The 18,102-nt window shown below is 71.9% G+C and carries 14 protein-coding genes; 1 reads left to right on the top strand and 13 read right to left on the bottom strand.

All coding sequences use genetic code 11. From position 1 onward, the window contains the following. Positions 1–7: 7 nt before the first annotated feature. The 5 genes from AB0G17_RS11620 to AB0G17_RS11600 form a co-directional block, all read right to left on the bottom strand. Positions 8–529: a DUF2243 domain-containing protein gene (locus tag AB0G17_RS11620; protein WP_361379364.1), complete on the bottom strand. Its 522-nt coding sequence runs from the start codon at positions 527–529 to the stop codon at positions 8–10. A 120-nt stretch (positions 530–649) separates the two neighbouring features. Continuing rightward, a complete protein-coding gene (locus tag AB0G17_RS11615; RefSeq protein WP_361379361.1) occupies positions 650–1,540 on the bottom strand; it encodes a hypothetical protein in 891 nt (296 codons plus the stop codon). Further along, positions 1,537–3,582, bottom strand: coding sequence for a PEP/pyruvate-binding domain-containing protein (locus AB0G17_RS11610; protein WP_361379358.1), 2,046 nt, complete (start codon positions 3,580–3,582; stop codon positions 1,537–1,539). The genes AB0G17_RS11615 and AB0G17_RS11610 overlap by 4 nt, the downstream gene beginning before the upstream one ends. A 211-nt stretch (positions 3,583–3,793) precedes the next feature. Next, complete coding sequence (locus AB0G17_RS11605) at positions 3,794–4,345, bottom strand: hypothetical protein (protein WP_361379355.1); 552 nt, start codon at positions 4,343–4,345, stop codon at positions 3,794–3,796. A 223-nt stretch (positions 4,346–4,568) separates the two neighbouring features. After that, on the bottom strand, positions 4,569–5,120 hold the full coding sequence (locus AB0G17_RS11600) for a GNAT family protein (protein ID WP_361379352.1): 552 nt from the start codon (positions 5,118–5,120) through the stop codon (positions 4,569–4,571). A gap of 48 nt (positions 5,121–5,168) precedes the next feature. Between AB0G17_RS11600 and AB0G17_RS11595 the strand changes: the two genes are divergently transcribed. Further along, complete coding sequence (locus tag AB0G17_RS11595) at positions 5,169–5,789, top strand: TetR/AcrR family transcriptional regulator (protein ID WP_361379349.1); 621 nt, start codon at positions 5,169–5,171, stop codon at positions 5,787–5,789. Positions 5,790–5,926: 137 nt separating this feature from the next. Here the strand turns inward: AB0G17_RS11595 and AB0G17_RS11590 are convergent, their stop codons facing one another. The 8 genes from AB0G17_RS11590 to AB0G17_RS11555 form a co-directional block, all read right to left on the bottom strand. Continuing rightward, a complete protein-coding gene (locus tag AB0G17_RS11590) occupies positions 5,927–6,385 on the bottom strand; it encodes an N-acetyltransferase (protein WP_361379346.1) in 459 nt (152 codons plus the stop codon). A gap of 53 nt (positions 6,386–6,438) precedes the next feature. After that, on the bottom strand, positions 6,439–7,665 hold the full coding sequence (gene ccrA, locus AB0G17_RS11585; RefSeq protein WP_361379343.1) for a crotonyl-CoA carboxylase/reductase: 1,227 nt from the start codon (positions 7,663–7,665) through the stop codon (positions 6,439–6,441). A gap of 59 nt (positions 7,666–7,724) precedes the next feature. Continuing rightward, on the bottom strand, positions 7,725–11,795 hold the full coding sequence (locus AB0G17_RS11580) for an acyltransferase domain-containing protein (RefSeq protein WP_361379340.1): 4,071 nt from the start codon (positions 11,793–11,795) through the stop codon (positions 7,725–7,727). 196 nt (positions 11,796–11,991) lie between these two features. After that, positions 11,992–12,876 (bottom strand): helix-turn-helix transcriptional regulator, encoded by an 885-nt coding sequence (locus AB0G17_RS11575; protein ID WP_361379337.1) that lies wholly within the window; start codon positions 12,874–12,876, stop codon positions 11,992–11,994. A 374-nt stretch (positions 12,877–13,250) separates the two neighbouring features. Beyond that, positions 13,251–14,051 carry a cyclase family protein gene (locus AB0G17_RS11570; protein WP_361379334.1) on the bottom strand — a complete coding sequence of 267 codons (801 nt, stop codon included), beginning with the start codon at positions 14,049–14,051 and terminating at the stop codon, positions 13,251–13,253. Between the two features lie 6 nt (positions 14,052–14,057). After that, positions 14,058–15,719, bottom strand: a complete 1,662-nt coding sequence (locus AB0G17_RS11565) for an AMP-binding protein (protein ID WP_361379331.1) — start codon at positions 15,717–15,719, stop codon at positions 14,058–14,060. Then, entirely contained in the window at positions 15,716–16,960 is a 1,245-nt protein-coding gene (locus AB0G17_RS11560; RefSeq protein WP_361379328.1) for a thiolase family protein, read from the bottom strand. The genes AB0G17_RS11565 and AB0G17_RS11560 overlap by 4 nt, the downstream gene beginning before the upstream one ends. Beyond that, complete coding sequence (locus AB0G17_RS11555; protein WP_361379325.1) at positions 16,957–17,994, bottom strand: fumarylacetoacetate hydrolase family protein; 1,038 nt, start codon at positions 17,992–17,994, stop codon at positions 16,957–16,959. Before AB0G17_RS11555 ends, AB0G17_RS11560 begins: the two co-directional genes overlap by 4 nt. Positions 17,995–18,102: the final 108 nt, after the last annotated feature.

The raw sequence follows: 18,102 nt of genomic DNA, 5'->3' as shown, positions 1-18,102 counted from the left end.
GGCGCCATCAGCTCGGCTCCCGGGCCGCCGCCGCGTCGGCTGTACGCCTTTCGCGGGCACCGGCGGCCCGCACCATCACCGCGCCGACGATCAGGAAGACCACCGCCAGCACGTTCCACGTCCAGTCGTAGGGGACCAGGTCGACGTGGTAGCGGATCTGGTGCAGCTTGAGGAGTTTGTGCTGGACCGTTCCGTCGTAGAGCTGGAAGAACCCCGCGCCCAGGAGGATCCCGCCGGTCAGGCCCCGGCCGGTCAGCGCGCCGCGCCGCCGCAGGTCCGCCACCAGCACCAGGCCGATGACCACGGCGAACCAGCCGAAGGCGTGGAAGAGACCGTCGGAGACCAGGCCCACGCCCGGGGTGGACTTGTCGTAGAAGTGGTGCCAGTGCAGGAGCTGATGGAACACCGTCTCGTCGACGAACGCGGCGATCCCGACCCCGAAGAGCACCCCCGACCACGCGGATCGCTTCGGAAGGACCGTCCCGTACTCCGGGGGCGGAGTGCGACGAGGTGTCGAAGTGGTAGGCACAAGCGGCCTCCTGACGGGAAGGGGAACCGTGCTTCCTTTCCTGCGGATACCCTCCGGGCCCGCGCCCACCGCCTCCCGCCGCAGTGTGGCGCACTTCGGTCCCTGCGGCCGCGCCCTGCGTCAGTGCGTCTCCCTCCTGGTCTGATCCATGCCGACGACCTTGAAGTACGCGCGGTCGGTCGCCGTGTCCTCCAGACAGCCGCGCAGCCGCATCCGGTCGTGGTCGGCGAGAGCCGGGTGGACGACGCCCGCGTAGAGGTCGTCGCCGAGGCTGCCGAGCGGTGCGTCGTACAGCGGAACGGCGGTGGAGTGACGGCAGCGGTTCCAGATCTCGTGGGCCAGCAGCGCCTGGTACTCCTGGCCGGATACGCCCCGGGTGGCGAGGCGGACCACCACCGAGGTCGCGACGGTGTCCGGGGCGCGCTCCTCGGGGCGGGTCTCGGTCAGTTCGCCCAGGCCGAGAACGAGTGCCGACAGTGCGGTGGTTCCGGCGACGACACTGGTGATCCGGTGCCGGGTGCGGCGCCGGTCCTGGCCGGTCGTGGGCAGGGTGTCGAGGTCGGCGCCGAGGGGCGGCGCGGCGAGGACGGCGAGACGGCCGGCGACGCGGCGGTCGGCGGCCGGGCGGACCGTGCTCTGCGCGACCTTCTGTACGATCCGGGCGAGCCCCGAGAGCACGGCGCCCGCGGCCATCAGAACGGGTACGAAGACATGCGTGCGCTCCACGCGGATGTCGTCCAGCCACCGGAAACGCGTCCCGGGATCTTCCGCGCGGGGTTGTTCCAGCCGGGCCAGGACGTCCGCCTGACGCCGGTCGCCCTCGCTGATGCGTTGCTCGATTCGGCCGAGACGGCCCAGGACGACCATGCCGAGCAGCAGCACTTCTGCGACCAGCAGCAGAACCCCGCACATGATCGCGCGCTGCCACTGCCAGCGGTAGAGGTAGATCACGACGTACGAGCCCGCCCCGAGCCCGGCCGCGCCCGCGAAGAGGTGTGCCAGTCGCTTCACCGGTCGGCTGCCTCTCGCGTCAGGGTGTCTTCCACTCGGGTAGGGGGGTCCTCCAGGCGTATGTCGCCACTCGTGCCGTCGACAGCCAGGCGCGTCCCTGGAGTGAAGCGCTGTACGGCGTCGGCGGCGCCGACCACGGCGGGCACCTTGAACTCCCGTGCCAGCACGGCCAGATGGGACAGGGGGCTGCCGGTCTGGGCGACCAGAGCGGTCACGTACGGCAGCAGGGGAGCGAGGGCCGGGTCGAGGGTCCGGACGACCAGTACGGCGTCGTCGGGGCGTTCACCCCGGCCGTCCCAGGCGGTCCCGGTGGCGCGGCCGCCGGAGACGCCCTGGGCCGGGGCGGCTTCGTCGCGCGGGCGTTCGGCGACGACCACCGAGTCGTCCGCCAGACGGAAGGCGTCGGGCAGTGGCGGTGCGTCGCGGCGGGGGAGCCGCCGGGTGACGTCGGCGGGCAGGGAGTCGCCGTCCAGGGTGCTCAGCAACTCGTGCCAGCGCAGCGACGCGACGGCGCGGTGCGACAGGGTGACACGGCGTGCGGCGTCGTGGACGAGGTGCACCTGCAGTTGGTGGATCCAGCGGATGCGCAGCCGCAGTGACTCGCGTGTCGGCAGGGTGAGGTGGTTCGCATCCCTTGTCGTGCCCATGCGTCTGTGACCGTCCGCCGCGGTCGGCGGCAGTCGCAGCGGAGTCGTGAGACTCGGTGGGGTGAGCGCCAGGACGACCGGTGTGCCCGCCACGATCTCGGTGTCCGTGAGCCTCTGACCTCGGCATTCGGTCAGTGCGGCGAGCGCCGCGCCCGCGGCCGTGCGGTTGCCGCTCTCGTGCAACAACGCGCCCGCGAGGGCCTCCTGCGCGTGCAGGGCCGCCAGGGCGGAGCGGGTCCAGCGCAGCAGATCGGCCAGGTCGGTGCGCGAGAGCTCGGCCGGTGCCGGGGTTGCGGCCAACCGGCGGTCGATGTCCGCCGTGAGGTCGAGGGCGAGGTCGGGCAGGGCGCGGGTCAGCCGTCCCGTCCGCCACGCGGCCGCCAGACGGCGGGCGCCCGGCAGCGGGTTGACCCGGGCGAGCAGACGGTGGCGGGGCGGCGCGATGCCCAGCAGACGCAGGTCCGCCGCGGCCCGTCCGGCGACCGTCGTCACCACGGGGTGGGTGCGCAGCAGGCGGCGCGGTGCGCTGCCGCCGATGTCCAGCGCGGCGCGGAGCCCCCGGGCCATCGGGGCCACCCATAAGTCCTCCTCCAGCGGTTGCAGGGTGCCGGGGAGGGTTTCGGCGACGGGGCCGGGGCCGAGCAGCCGTGCGCCGCGTGCGGGCCGCGCGGTCATGGCCGTGATGGGGCGGGCCTGGAACAGCCACAGACGTCCTGCCCCGTCGAAGCCGAACTCCATGTCCTGCGGTCCACCGAAGATCTTTTCCACCCGCCGAGCGAGGCGGGCGAGGCGGTACAGCTCGGTACGGGTCAGCAGTCGCTCGCCGGTGGTGTACGGGGTCGTGGGACTCAGCAGCCGACCCGATCGGGTCAAGTGGTAGCTGGTGCCGTCCTGTTCACCGCTGACCAGTGTGTCGGGCCCGCCGCTCACGGCGCTGACCAGCATCCGGTCCATACGGCCCTCGACGGGGTCGGCGCCGAAGAGCACACCGCCCACGCGCGCGTCGAGCATGGGCTGGACGAGGACGGCCATGGGGGCGCGGGTGCCGTCGGGCCGGTCAGCGGAGTCGAGGACCGTACGTACCGCCGCGCGGAAGGCGGGCCAGTCGCGGACGTCCAGCACGGACGCGAACTGCCCCGCCAGGGAGGACTCCTGGGTGTCCTCCTGCGGCGACGAGGAGCGTACGACCAGAGGGACCGCCCCGTCGTGGGACAGCTCGCGCCAGGCGTGCCGCAGGGCCTCGGCGTCGTCACCGGCGCCGTGCGGGATGACGAACCCGGGCAGGACCGGCAGTCCGGCGGCTGTGGCACGAGCCAGGTTCGCTGCCTTGGAGCCTGCGGAGAGGGGTAGTCGGGCGGCGGGTTGGTCCAGTTCGACCCACGACAGTGCGAGCACGTTTCTCCCCCTCGGCCCGAGGCTCTTCGGAACGACCCCGTTGCTCTGTCGTTCATGTCAGTTTCCGCTTGAGTCTGCCTTGCCTGGTGGAGGAGGTGACGGCAGAGCAGTGCGGAACAAGCCACGGGGCACGACGACGTCCGCGCCGAGGTCGCGGGGTCGCGACCCGGCGCGGTGCGGGCGTCGGTCTTCGCCTCGGGGGCGGTTGGTTCTACTCCTCTTCGAAGTACGCGTTCAGCACTTCTTCGAGCTGCTCGGACCACTGCGCGAGGCTCGCCCGGTCCTCGGCCTGGACGTCGGTGCGGAACCAGCGGGGCCGGGGCAGGTGCACGGTGATCGTGAACCGCCGGCTCCAGCGCGACGTCGCGTACTCGACGGCGCTGAGCTCGTCCCACCCGAAGTCGGCCTCCTCGTCGTCGAGGCGCAGCCGGATGCCCGAGCGGTCGGCGGTGATGGACCCCCGCCGGTCGGACGCGAAGAGGACGGGCCCGCCCTCGGGGTTGGCGTCGTCGTCCACCTCCGGCGCGGCGGCCGGGCCGCGATCTTCGACCGCCGCGTCTTCCGTTTCCGTTTCCGCCTCCGTCTGCGTCTCCGCATCGGGCTGGTGCTCGGACGTGGGCTCGGGCTCAGGCGTGGGCTCGGACTTGGCCTCGGGCTTGAGCTCTGGCTCGGCCGCCGACGCGGGCATGAGCCCCGGGATGTGCGCCGGGTTCAGGGCGGCGGCGTTGAGGGCGGCGTGCTGGTCATCTGTTCGCTGGTCCACGGCGCGAAGTATGACGAACGGAGCTGTGTGAGAGCCATAAGGGGGCGTCACATCCCCCACATTCCCCACATCTCCGAGGCGGACGAGCACATGGACGAGCGCCTCGACGAGTAACGACTACCTGATCTTGTCCGGGAGTAGTCATTCCGGGGGCTTCGTGGGGGCGGTCAGTGTGCTCGCCCACGGGCCGCACGGGAGCCCGGGCAGTGGGGCGGCGCGCTCGTCACTGACGACGGACTCGCCACTCCGGGGCCAGGACCGCCCAGATCTGCTTGTCGTGGCGGGTGCCGCCGTAGAGCCACGACTCGCGCCGCAGGCCCTCCAGGGTCATGCCGAGCCGCTCGGCCACCGCGGCACTCCGCTCGTTGTCGGACCGGCAGTGCCACTCGGCGCGGTGCAGCCCGCGGGAGGTGAACGCCCAGTCCAGCAGGGCGCCGCAGGCCTGGGTGACCAGGCCGTGCCCCTCGGCGGCCGGCTCCAGCCAGCAGCCGACCTCGCAGGAGCCCGAGGCGGCGCTGAAGTCCGTGAACATCACGCCGCCGACCAGCGTGCCGTCGAGCCACAGGCCGTAGAGGCGGGCGCCGTCGGCGGCCTGGCGCTCGGCGTAGCGGTTCAGTGTGGCGCGTGCCCCCTCGACGTCGTCGGTGACGAACCCGGCCCCGACCCAGGGACGGATGTGCTCACGGGCCCGGTCCAGGTGGGCGGCGAACTCCTCGGCATGCCACACCTCCAGCGGGCGGAGGTGTGCGTTGTCCCGCAGCGGGAGGGAGAACATGCTGACCCCATTCACATAACAAGCGTTACGGTTATGTACGGTAGCAGCATGCCACGCACCAAGGGTGACCACGAAGCCCGTCGTCGCGAGGTCTCCGAAGCGGTCTGGCGGGTGCTCGCCGCGCAGGGCTTCGGCGGCCTGACCCTGCGCGCCGTCGCCGCCGAGCTCGGCGCGACCACCGGCCTGCTCACCCACTACTTCCCCGCCAAGCGCGACCTGGTCGCGCACGCCCTCGAACTGCTCGACCAGCGCACCGCCGCCCGCCCCCGGCCCGCCGGAGGCACGGGCCTGTCCGCCGTGCGGACCGCCCTGCTCGGCATCCTGCCGCTGACCGCGGAGGCCGCCGCCACCAATCGGATCTGGGTGTCCTCCTGGGACGCGGCCCTGGCCGACCCGGCGCTGAGTGGCGAGTACGCGCTCAAGTACGGGCGAAGCCGCGACAGACTGCGCGACCTGGTCGCCGCGGCCCAGGAGCTCGGCGAACTGCCACCCGGCGACCCGGCGCGCATCGCGGCCGGCGCCCAGTCGTTCGTACTCGGGCTGGTGGTACAGGCCCTCTTCGCCCCCGAGGCGTTCCCGCCCCCTCGCCAGACCGAGCTCCTCGACGACTACCTCGCGGCACTGGCCCACCGCCCGTCACCCCGCGCCGGTGGTACGGTCGCGAGGTGATGGGCGGCGGGCGCGCTCGGCGTGGCGACGACGGCTCGCTGTGGCCGTACAAGAGCCGCCGTACAAGAGCCGCCGTACCAGAGCCGCCGTACAAGAGTCGCCGTACAAGAGCGGCCCTACAAGAGCCGCCGGTCCGGTTACGTACCCGACCGGTAGTCGACGTGCTCGAACGGCCACGTCGAGGAGAGCCACGCCGACACCGCGTCGCGCAGCGGCCCGTCCAGCTCCCGGCGGTCGGCTCGTACCCAGGAACTCACCTGGGTGGCCTGGTCTTCCGTGCGCGGCGGATAGATGTATACGCAGCCGATCACCTGGTCCCCGTCGTCGAGGACGGAGTAGGTGAAGCTGGACCGCTTCGCGAAGTCGTCCGCGTGCCGGTTCAGGTCCCGGAGGTTCTCCTCCAGGCTCATTCCGGACGACGGCGGCCAACTGCTGCCCTGGAAGCCGGGGGTGGCCTGGATGTGTTCGATGCTCGACATCCAGGCCGCGTGATCGGCCTCGTTGTGGCGCGCGTTGAGGGGCTCCAGACGGAATCCCTCACCCGACAAACCCTGAGGAACGACGAAGTCGTGCGGGACGAAGGCACTGGCAGACATGCTTCGGAGCCTACCCGGGCCCTGCCGCCGCCCTCTTGGTGTTTTTTTCGGGGTCAGCCGCTCACGGCGTTGACACGGACCGCCATGTTGCCGGACGGGTGCTTGTTCTCGTACATCAACTGGTGCGCCAGGCCGGTCTCCTCGAAATCGCCGGTCCAGGACAGACACGGGTCGAGCTTCTTGCTCGCGGCGAGCTCGATGACCTGGCGGCACTGCCGGATGTTCGCGAAGTGCGATCCCTGGAGGCGCTTCTGACGCATCCACAGGAAGCGCAGGTCCACATCGCCGTTGTAACCGCTGGTACCGCCGCAGATGACCACCATGCCCGCCGTGTCACACAGATACATCGAGGTGGGAATGGTGTTCTGGCCGCTGTGCTCCAGCACAATCTTGGGCGCCCGGCGCTCGCCGAGGATGTCCCAGAACTTGGCGCCGAACGCGCGGGCGCCCTTGAGCCACTTGGCCATCGCCGCGTCGTCCGTGGTGTCCGGCAGCCGGCCCCAGTGGTCGAAGTCACTGCGGTTGATGAACCCCTCCGCACCGAGGTCGAGGCAGTGCTTGCCGCGCTCCTCGTCGGAGACCACCGCGATGGGGACACCGCCCCGGATGCGGGTGATCTGGATCGCCATCGAGCCGAGGCCGCCCGCGCCGCCCCAGATGAGCACCGGGTCGCCGGGCTCCACGGTGTGCGGGGCCCAGCCGCACAGCTGCCGGTAGGCGGTCGCACCCGTCAGGAGGAAGCAGGCGGCCTCCTCCCAGGAGAGGTTGGCCGGCTTGGGGTGGCACTGGTAGTCGCCGACGAGCGCGTACTGGGCGAAGGAACCGTAGTTCGTCTCGTAGCCCCAGGCGTTCTGGGTGGCCGAGGTCATCGGATCGGCGCCCAGACGTATGTCCGCGGCGGTCTCGTCCCAGCTGCAGCCCGAGAGCATCACCTCGTCGCCCACCTTCACGGAGGTGACGCCGTCACCCACCGCCCAGACGATGCCCGACCCCTCGGAGCCGCCGATGTGGAAGTCCTCGGGCTCACCCCGCTTCTGGCGCCCGGCGATGACGTCGTACGGGTAGCCGAGGGAGGCCCAGACGTTGTTGTAGTTGATGCCCGCCGCCATCACATAGACGAGGACCTGGCCGCGCCCCACGCGCGGTACGTCCACGACCTCCATGGCGAAACCCTGCTCCGGCGGACCGTAGCGGTCCGGGCGGATGACCGACGCGTGCATGCGTGCGGGTACCTCGCCCAACGGAGGCATCTGGCCGATGTCGTACAGGTCCTTGCTCAACTGTTCCTCCACCTTGTGGTGCTGCTGGTGCCTTGTGGTCCGGTCCGGCCGCGCGCCGGTCAGCCGGTGAACTCCGCCTCCAGCTCCCGGGCCAGGGAGGCGGTCGTGGTCTCGCGCACCAGCCGGGTCATGGGCAGGGCGACGCCCAGCTCCTTCTCCAGCCGCTTGCGCAGCTCGGTCGCCATGAGCGAGTCCATGCCGAGCTGGTTGAAGCGCTTGTTCACGTCGAGCCGGGCGACGCGCATCTTGAGCACCGCGGCGACGTGTGCCGCCACGCGGTCGACGACCGGGCGGTCGGCGGGCGGGGCGTCCTCGACGGTCTGCCCGGCCTCGGGTTGCGCCACGGCCGCGGCGCTCACCGCCACGACGGGCGCGGGGGCGGCAGCGGGCTGCGCGCCGGGGGCGACCGTACGAGCGGACGCGGCTGTACGAGTGGGTGGGGCGAGCGTGTGGGAGGGGCTCGCCGCACCGGCCTGCGAGATCCGCAGGCTGCCGCGCAGCTCGACGACGAAACCGCTGGACGGGTCGGTCAGCCGCAACTCGCCGGTCAGTTCGATGCCGCCGTCCACGCTCCGGCCGGTGACCGTGCCCCGCTCATGGACGGGTTCGGGCTCGGTGCTCATGACCTCGTCCTCCGCGCTCGCTTCGGCACCGGCGCCGACTTCCGTACCACCGCCCTGCTGGCGCATCCGCATCCGCCTGGCCTCGACCACGACGTTCTCGGCTTCGTCCAGGAGGGCCATGTCCAGGAAGAGCAGCCCGTCGGGGGTGACTTCGGAGATCCAGCACTTGCTCCACATCACGTCCGTCTGCGCCCCGAGCACGGTGACGTGGCCGACGTGCTCGGTGACGTACGACATGTCCGGCAGCAGTGCCAGAGCCGGCTGGGCGGCCGCGGCCAGCAGGGCCGGGTGCACCGGGTGGTCGGGGTGCGGCTCCAGCGCGGCGGGGCGGCGCAGCCTGCCGACGACCTCGCCCTGCCCGAGCCAGAGCTCGTCCACGACCGGGTAGAGCTCCTTGGTCCCGGCCATCCGGGCGTGGAAGGCCTCACCGTCCAAGCGCTGCGGACAGCGCTCCAGCGCGCGTGCGAGGGGTTCGTGCGCGGTGGCGGCGGCGCCGGGTGTCACGGTCGCCGTGCCGGAGGCGTGCTCGCTCTCGCGGTCGTCCTGCTCCCCGGTGACCGAGAAGCTCCAACTGCCCTCCGTGTCCGTGGGGGTGAGGGTGACGCGCAGTACGGGGGTGGGCCCGGCGTGCACCGCCAGGGCGTCCTTGACGGTCACGTCCGTGAGCAGCAGCGCGTCGGTACCCGCGCTCCGGACAGCCGCGACTCGGGCCGCTTCGGCGAACGCCGGGCCGTGCAGCAGAGCGGGGCCGTGCGCCGGGGCGTCCGCGAGGAACGGTGAATCCGACTCCAGGAGGAAGGTGTGGGAGTGGGGGAGGGATTCCAGGTCCTCCACCCAGTAGCTCTCGCGCTGCCAGGGGTAGGTCGGCAGGGGGACCAGGCGGCCGCCGTTGTAGAGGCCGTCCCAGTCGACGCGGGCGCCGCTCTCGTACACCCTGCCGAGGTGGTTCAGCAGGGTCTGGCGCTCGGGTTCGTCGCGGATGAGGGAGCCGACGGCCGTGCCGGGCAGGCCCGCGTCATCGAGGGAGTCCTGCACGGCGCTCGACAGGATCGGGTGCGGGCTGATCTCGATGAACACGGTCTCGGCGGCGCGGGCGGTGCTGAGCACGGCCTCGTGGAAGTGGACGCGGCCGCGGATGTTGCGGGTCCAGTACGAGGCGTCGAGGTCGCTGCCGTCCTCCAGCTCGCCGGTGACGGTGGAGCGCATCGGTATGCGCCCGGCCCGGGGTGCTATCTCACTCAGTTCGGCGCCGAGTTCATCGAGGAGCGGGTCCATCTGGGCGCAGTGCGAGGCGGCTTCGGCCTTCATGACGCGGCAGAACACGTCGCGGGCGTCCAGCTCTGCCTTGATCTTCTCGATGCCCTCGATCTCGCCGGCGAGCACCGTGGTGCGCGGGCCGTTGCTGGCCGCGACCGAGACGTTGACCGCGAGCTCCGCGATGAGCCGTTCGGCGTCGGCGGCGGGCAGCGCGGCCACCGACATGGTGCCGCGACCGGCGACGCGGTCGCGGATCAGCCGGGCGCGGCGGCAGACCACGGCCGCCGCGTCGGCCAGGCTCAGGGCGCCCGCGACGCACGCGGCCGCCGACTCGCCCATGCTGTGCCCGATGACCACGTCCGGTTCGACGCCCCACGCCCGCCAGGTCTCGGCGAGCGAGACCTGGACCGCCCAGAGCACCGGGTGCACGACGGCGACCGTCTCGCCCACCAGGTCACTGCCGTCGGTGAGCCGGCCGATGACGGACCAGCCGGTCTCGTTGCGGACGACGTCGTCACAGCGGATCAGTGCCGCGCTGAACGCCGGTGAGGTGTCCATGAGTTCACGGGCCATCCCGATCCACTGGGAGCCGTGGCCGGAGAAGACGAACGCGACCTGCGGGCGGCCCGCGTAGGGCGTGGCACCGTCCTCGGCCAGGGCGTCCCGCAGCCGCTCGGCCAGCGCGTCGTGGCTGTCGCCGACGACGGCGACCCGGCAGTCGTGGTGCGCGCGGCGGATCGCGGCGGTGTGGCAGATGTCCGCGATCGCGGCGCCACGGCCCGCACCGCCGGGGGAGAGGTGGTGGGCCATGTCCTGCAGCCGCTGCCGCAGGGCCTGGGGGGAGGCGGCGGAGAGGGGGAGGACGTGCGTGGTGCCGCGCTCCGGGGAGGCGGGGGTGCGGATGCCGGCGCCGTAGGACTTGGCGTCGGCATGCGCTTCAGCACGCGCTTCGGCATCGGGTTCGGCTTCGGGTTCGGCTTCGGTGAGCACGAGGTGCACGTTGGTGCCGGAGACGCCGAAGCCGCTCACCCCGGCGGTCAGCGGTCGCCCCTCCGCTTCGAGGGGTACGGCCGCGAGGTGCGGGATGTCGAGCCCCGTGGCGTCCCAGTCGATCGCGGAGGTGCGTTCGGTGACGTGGAGGCTGCGCGGGGCGGTGCGGTGCTGGAGGGCCAGTACGGTCTTGATCAGCCCGAGCACGCCCGCGGCCGAGCCGGTGTGGCCGATGTTGCTCTTCACGGAGCCCACGAGCAGCGGCCTGGCCTTGTCGCGCCCGCCCAGGACGGAGGCGATGGCGCCGAGTTCGACGGGGTCGCCCGCGCCGGTGCCGGTGCCGTGGGTCTCGATGTAGTCGACGTCGGACACCGGGATCCCGGCGTGCTCGTAGGCGAGCTGGAGCATCTGGCGCTGGCCGCTCAGCGCGGGGTTGATCATCGTGTCGCTGCCCGCGCCGTCGTTGTTCATGCCCCAGCCGCGGATGACGGCGCGGATGGGGTCGCCGTCGGCGACGGCGCGGTCGAGGGGCTTGAGCAGGACCACACCCACGCCCTCGCTGAAGACGAAGCCGTCGGCGGCGGCGTCGCCGAAGCGGCAGTTGGTCCCGAACACCCCGGCGTCCACGAACCCGTGGTTCTCGGTGTTGGCGAGCAGCAGCTGCGAGCCGCCCGCGATGGCGAGCGTGGACTCGCCCGCCCGCAGGCTCTGGCAGGCGAGCGCGATGGCCGTCAGCGAGGACGAGCAGGCGGTGTCCACGGAGAGGCCGGGCCCGGTGACGCCGAGGGCGAAGGAGACCCGCCCGGTCGTGGTGGAGCGGGAGCCGGCGCCGAGCGAGGCGTGGATGTCGGGGTGCTCGACGCGCTGCTGGAGATCCCAGTAGTGGACGTTGGTGGTGCCCACGTAGACGCCGGTGCGGGTGCCCGCGAGCCGCGCCGGGTCCTGGCCCGCGTCCTCCAGGGCCTCCCAGACGGTCTCCATGAAGAGCCGCTGCTGCGGGTCCATGCCCGCGGCCTCCCTCGGCGAGATCCCGAAGTGCTCCGCGTCGAAGCGGTCCACGTCCTTCAGGAGCCCCGACCGCACGCGCGCCCCGGGAATCTCGTACGGCCGCCCGAACCGCGTCGGCGGGACCTCGTCCACCGAGCAGACCTCGTCCATCAGGAGCTGCCAGAAAGCGTCCGGGCCGTCGGCGCCGGGAACCCGGCAGGCCATTCCGACGATCGCGATCGGTGCGGGCCGCACCGGGGTTTCTTCACCCATGGTGTACGTGACTTCCTTAACTCGGGAAGGCCGCGCGGCAGTCGGCTGCGCGGGCTCGACTCCGAGTCTCGCCAGAAGATGCGGCCATGTTCAACGGGCGGTCAGTAAATTGCCATTCACCGCGGGGAATTCCTGTCCCGCTGACATGTTGTTGCCTGCGCGCTTCCACTCGAATAGCCCGGGACACGCTCCTGACTTACGCCTGTAACAACCCCATGCTCGATGCGTAGACCCCGGCCTGGAATCGTGAACGCGCCCCGAGGAGACGCATGATGTCGGCGACTCTTCTGCGATAGGTCCGTACGGACATGTCGAGTTCCCGGGCGGCCGCCTCGTCCGTACAGCCGTCGCTCAGCAGTCGCAGGATCCGGGTCCCGGAGTCTCCGTTGAGGCATTCCTGGAGCTGTTGGTACTTCACCAGCGGGGCGGCCTGGTGCCATGCGGTCATCATGATGTCGTGGAGGGCCGAGACCACGCCGGGGGCCCGGATGACGGAGGCTTCGGCGCCGGCCGTGACCACGCCGGGCGAGCGCACGAGTGCCACCTGCCCGTCCACCACCACGGCGGCGTGCCGCACATCGGCGGCCAGTCGGACCTCGACGCCCTCGGTGCGCGCGCCGAGCTGTGCGAGGCGGCGGTCCGTGGCCACTTCCGGCGCCGCGAGGATCTGCACCCGGGCACCACCCGGACGCCGTGCGGCCAGGCGCCGTAACGCCGTTTCCAGTACGGGTAACGCGTCGCGGGAATGGGGTACGAGCATGTTCACCGAGAACTCCGCCCGTTCCACCAGAGTGTCGAGTGTGGTGGCGGCGACACTTCTGTCGCCGATGACGGCGAGAGTCGAATCCTCAAGTGCGTGGATCTGGACATCGTTGACGACGGATTCGATCAGCGGACGAATCTGCGACAGCACTTCATCAGAAAGGGAGTAGGGATTGCTCATGCGCGCCTCATTGAGTTGCTGTGTCGCCATGGAAAGGCAGCTGCGCGCAACCGTCGAGGGAGTGACAGAAAAGCCGGGCCAGTGATGCGCGGAGCCCACGAATTCGTGCCCTGGAAACTCACGCCTTTCTGCGTTCACCACCCCTACCGATAAGTAACGCTACAGTTCGTAGCGGAACACCGTCAACGCGTCACCGGTACAAGAGAGTTGACATCCGGCCAGGTGACCGGCACCACATCCGGTCCGTCGTCCGGGTGCGGCGCAGGAGAGGGTGAACGGCGGGTGCCCGTGGCACCGCTGGGGCGGCCCGCGTGCCACACGGCCCCCGGCCGGTACGAAAACCGCCACGGCGCGCGGTTTTCTTACCGGCCGGGCCGTACGAGGCCGTTCGGAAGTGACGCTTTTTGCGTGGTGACGCCCTGCGGGGCGCGCATCTTCTGTACGCTGCCCGGTTCCCCGATAGATTGTTCGCCGAGGCCGTGCAGGGTGCGGGCCGCACGGCCTGGGCGCCGCTACTCCGGGAGGAAGGCGACTGCTCGGGTGGGCGAGGCGCTCGTACCGGTGAGCTTGAGCGGGAAGAAACCGACCATGAAGCCGGTTGAGGGGAGCGCGCCCAGATTCACCAACTGCTGGACGATCAGCGCTTCCTTGTCCTGGATGGCATAGTGGCCGTCCCAGATGTGCCCGGCGTCGCCGGTCTCCTGGAACGCCCGGCGCATCCTCGGGATCGGACGGTCCCAGCCGATGGCGTCCGTGCCCAGGATCGTCGCTCCCTTGCCGGTGAGGTAGCGGGTGCCGGCGCCGGACATGCCGGGGTAGTCGAAGTACTCCGGCTCGCCCAGCCGGTAGCGCTCCTGCCCGGTACGGATCAGCACCGCGTCGCCGTCCTGGATGTCCCGGCCGTTGGCCTTCACGGCCCGCTCCAGTGCCTCGACGGGGATGGCCTCCCCGGGTCTGGCCCACGGGCGCACGTCGAGCACCATGCCCGGGCGGTACAGCTCGTCGAGCGTGATGTCACTGATGGTGCGCGACGGGCGACCCTCGCACAGGCGTCCGCTGTGCAGGGGCGCGTCCACATGCGTACCGCAGTGCGTGCTGATCTCGTGCATGACCTCGCCCGCCGGTCCCTCGCGGGCCGGGAGGTCGTCGGGGTCGCAGCCGAAGGACGCGACCATGAACTCGCGGCCCCAGACGTCATGGGTGTGGTAGTCGATCTTGGGCGCGATCACCAGCGCCAGGTCGGGCATGCCGGGTGGTACGAGGTCGAGGTCCTGGGGATCGAGGGGGGAGGTCAGGTCGACGATGCGGCTCATCTCAGCTCAGCCTCTTCCGTGTTCGGCGTCCGGGGATCGGGCGATCAGTCCCCTGAGTTCGGTCTTGAGCACCTTTCCGTAGGAGTTCTTGGGCAGGGCGGCCACGAAGCGGAAGCCGCGCGGCCGCTTGAAGCGTGCGATCTGCGCCAGGCAGTGGCGGTCGAGGTCGTCGGCCGTAGCCGTACGTCCGTGGGCGAGGACGACGAAGGCGACGGGCAGTTCGCCCCATTCCGGGTCGGGAGCGCCCACCACGGCCGCCTCGGTGACCGCCGGGTGGCGCAGGAGGGCTTCCTCCACCTCGCGCGGATAGATGTTGGAACCCCCGGCGATGATCAGGTCCTTGGCGCGGTCGACGAGGGTGAGGAAGCCCTGTGCGTCGAACCGTCCGAGGTCGCCTGTGTGCAGCCAGCCGCCGCGCAGCGTACGTGCGGTGGCCTCGGGGTTGTTCCAGTAGCCCGCCATCACGGTCTCGCCCCGGACGATCACCTCGCCGGTGGTTCCGGGCGGCAGGTCCCGCCCCGCCGCGTCCACCACACGCACCTCGACACCGGTGCGCGCGCGGCCGACGCTTGCCAGCCGGCGTCCGAGCGCCTCGGGGTCGTCCCCCCGGTGGTCATCGGGCCGCAGATGGGTGATCGTGGCGGGGGACTCGCCCTGCCCGTACCCCTGCCACAGCCGCTCGGGCCCGAAGCGGGCGATGACCTGCCGCAGGTCCTCGGCGTACATCGGAGCGCCGCCGTAGAGGACGTGGTGGACCTGGCCGATCAGTTCGTCCGGCAGCGACGCGGGGTCGAGCAGCCGGCGCAGGATGGTCGGCACCGCGAAGAACACCGCCGGGCCGAAGGCGCGCAGGGCCTCGCCCAGGGTCCCCGCGTCCACCGCGCCGCCCCGGGGGAACACCTGCGGACGGGAGCGGGCGACGGCGGCCAGGCCGAAGAGGCCGCCCGCGTGGGAGAGCGGCGCGAGGTGGAGCAGGGCCGCGTCCAGGCCGGGGCCGATGTCGGTGAGCGCGCTCTCCGTCGCCGCCGCCACATTGCGGTGGGTGAGTGTCGCGCCCTTGGGGTGGCCGGTGGTACCGCTCGTGTAGAACAGCCACGCCGGATCGTCGGGGAGTACGGGCGCCGGAGGCCCGGATGCTCCCTGCGGCGGGGCCGTACGCGCCAGCTCGGACGCGTCGGCCAACGCGACGTCGCCCAAACCCTGTTCGCGCAGGGAACCGGCCACCTCGTCCGTGGCGACGCACACCCGGGCCGAGCAGTCCTCGATCTGCTGGGCGAACTCCTTCGGGTGCAGCCGCGCGTTCATCGGCGTCGCCACCAGCCCGGCCCACCAGACGCCGAACAGGATCTCCGGATAGTACGGAGTGTTGCGCATCGCCAGCGCGACGCGGTCGCCGGGGAGCAGACCGTACGTCCGCACCAGCGCGGCCCCGATCGCCCGTGCGCGCTCGGCCAGTTGGCGATAGTCGCGCAGTACGGTGGCGCCCTCGCACACGGCGGGGGCGCGCGGGGTCGCGGTGGCCGCGCGGTGGAGCAGGTCGGCGACGTTCACGCGGGTGCTCGCGGGGGCGGGGTCGCTGGAGGCTCGACCGCTCGCCGGGCCGTTCCTCCGGCCGTCGGCCGGGCCGTCCGCCGGGCCGTTCGCAGCCGGGTCCACCGACGCGTTCATGGCCGCCTCCCCGCCCGTGAGGGCGCCTCCAGGACCACGACCGCGGCGGCCGCCTCCTCGAAGCCCAGGAATCCGCCGCCGTTCTCGGCCAGCCCGATCCGTGCGCCGGGCACCTGACGCGCACCGGCCTCGCCGCGCAACTGCGTGGTCAGCTCGGCGATCTGGCCGATCCCGGTGGCTCCGACGGGATGGCCGTTGCACTCCAGACCGCCGGAGGTGTTCACCGGAAGGCGGCTGCCGAGTGCCGTCTCGCCGCGCTCGGCCGCGAGCGCGCCCTCGCCGGGGCCGACCAGGCGGAGGGCTTCCAACTGGAGCACCTCACCGATCGCCGTCGCGTCGTGGACCTCGGCGAGTGACACCTCGGCGGGCCCGATTCCCGCGCGCTCGTAGGCGGTGGCCGAGGCGCGACGGGTGATCTGCCGCTCCTCGTCGTCCAGGGACCGGCCCGAGCCGGAGGCGACCACGCTCGCCCGGATCCCCACGGCGCGCCGGACGCCGAGGCGGCGTGCCGCAGCCGGTGAGCAGACCAGGGCCGCCGCCGCGCCGTCGCCGATCGACGCGCACATGGGGAGCGTCAGCGGCGCCACGATCTCGCGTGCGGCAAGGATGTCGTCGACCGTGAGCGGGGTGCGGTGGGCGGCATCGCGGTTGAGGGAGCCGTGCCGCCGGTTCTTGGCGGTGACCGCGGCGAGCCGGCGGGCGGTGCAGGAGGGGAAGCGGCGCCGGTAGTGGGCGGCGAGCGCCGCGTAGACGTCCATGAACACCGAACGCCGCCCGGGCGGAGCCGCCTCGGCCCCCGCGGCATCCCGCAGCGCTTTGAGCTCGGCCTCCCAGCGGGCCACGTCCAGACCACCGTGGAACGCCTCGTCGGTGCGGGTCGCGTCGGCCCCGTACATCTTCTCGGCGCCGAGCGCGAGGGCGACATCCATCTCCCCGGCCCGTACGGCGGTGGCCGCGAGGTGGAAGGCGGTGGCACCGCCGGCGCAGGCGTTCTCGACGTTGAAGACCGGCACGCCTTGGAGAGCGCTGCCGCGCAGGGCGACCTGACCTCGTATCAGATGCTGCCCTTCCAGGGCCCCTTGGGTGGCGTTGGCGAAGAACACGCCGTCGATCACCGAGGGTCCGGCGGCGGCGTCGGCGAGGCACAGCGCGAGGGCCTCGCGGGCCAGCGCGCCGACACCGAGCTCGGGGAACCTGCCGTACCGGGTGCGGCCCACGGCGAGGACGTACGCCTCGGTCATGAGGCGTTCGAGGGGAGCGCGGGCACGCGGACGGTGTTGCGCAGCACGCCGATCCCCTCGACCTCGAGCTCGACCACGTCGCCGTCCTTGAGCGACCGTGCCAGGTCGAACCCGGTGCCGGAGGGGACCGTGCCGGAGCCGATGACGTCGCCGGGGTGCACCGCCCGGTCCCGGCTGAGGTGCACGATCGCGTCCTCGAAGCTGTGATGCATGCCGTCGGTGCCGCCGCGCGACCACTCCTGGCCGTTGACCCGGGCGGTCATCGTCAGCGCGTACGGATCGGGGAGCTCGTCGCGGGTGACGATGCAGGGCCCGAGCGTGTTGGAACCGGCGAAGTCCTTGCCCTCGCAGGGGCCCACGCCCGCCGGCATCAGCAGCATCTGGAGGTCGCGGGCGCTCCAGTCGTTGAAGACGGTGTAGCCGAAGATGTGCTCGCGCGCCGCGCCGGGCTTCACCTCGCGGCCGGTCCGGCCCACGACGGCGGCGAACTCCAGCTCGTAGTCGAGCTCCTTCGCCCCGGCGGGCGCGGTGATGACGTCCTCGGGCCCGCTCACCGAGAGGTGGTCGGCCGTGTAGTACATGACCCGCTCGCGGAAGAGCGGGTTGAGGTCGAACCGCCCGCTGGCCATGAGCCGTTCGAACTCGGCGGCGGGATCCTCCGCCCCGACCGAGGAGCGCCGGGCCAGCTCGCGCAGCCCCGACTCCAGATGGGCGATGAACAGCCCGCAGTCGCGCAGCCGGGCGGGGCGCGGCAGGGGCGCCCGCAGAACGATGTCGTCCCTGGCCAACAGGGCCTGGCCGGACCGGAGTTCGCACAGCTCCCGCGCCCGGCGCAGCCCGTCGTCACCGGCGTCGATCAGGGCCCGCATCGACCCGAAGGCCGCTTCTCCGGGCGCGGCGGCGGCGAGGTCGAGGACGGTGGTGTCCCCGTCGAGCAGTGCCCCGACGAACTCCCGGGCCGGTTGGCCCGGTTGGCGGCCCTGCTGGTCCTGCGGCTCCTGCTGGTTCTTTTTCACGAACGTGACCAGGCGCATGACGTCTCCCCATCGTGCGGTCGGTGGTTCGGAACGAGTGCGGCGAGAACGCGGTCCGCGGGGCGACTCACCCGCGAATACTGGACAGCGGTCCAATCGTTGAACGGC

The sequence above is a fragment of the Streptomyces sp. NPDC023838 genome (assembly GCF_040639555.1).
In the GTDB taxonomy this organism is placed as follows: Bacteria; Actinomycetota; Actinomycetes; order Streptomycetales; family Streptomycetaceae; genus Streptomyces.
This window is presented reverse-complemented; position numbering and strand designations above follow the sequence as displayed.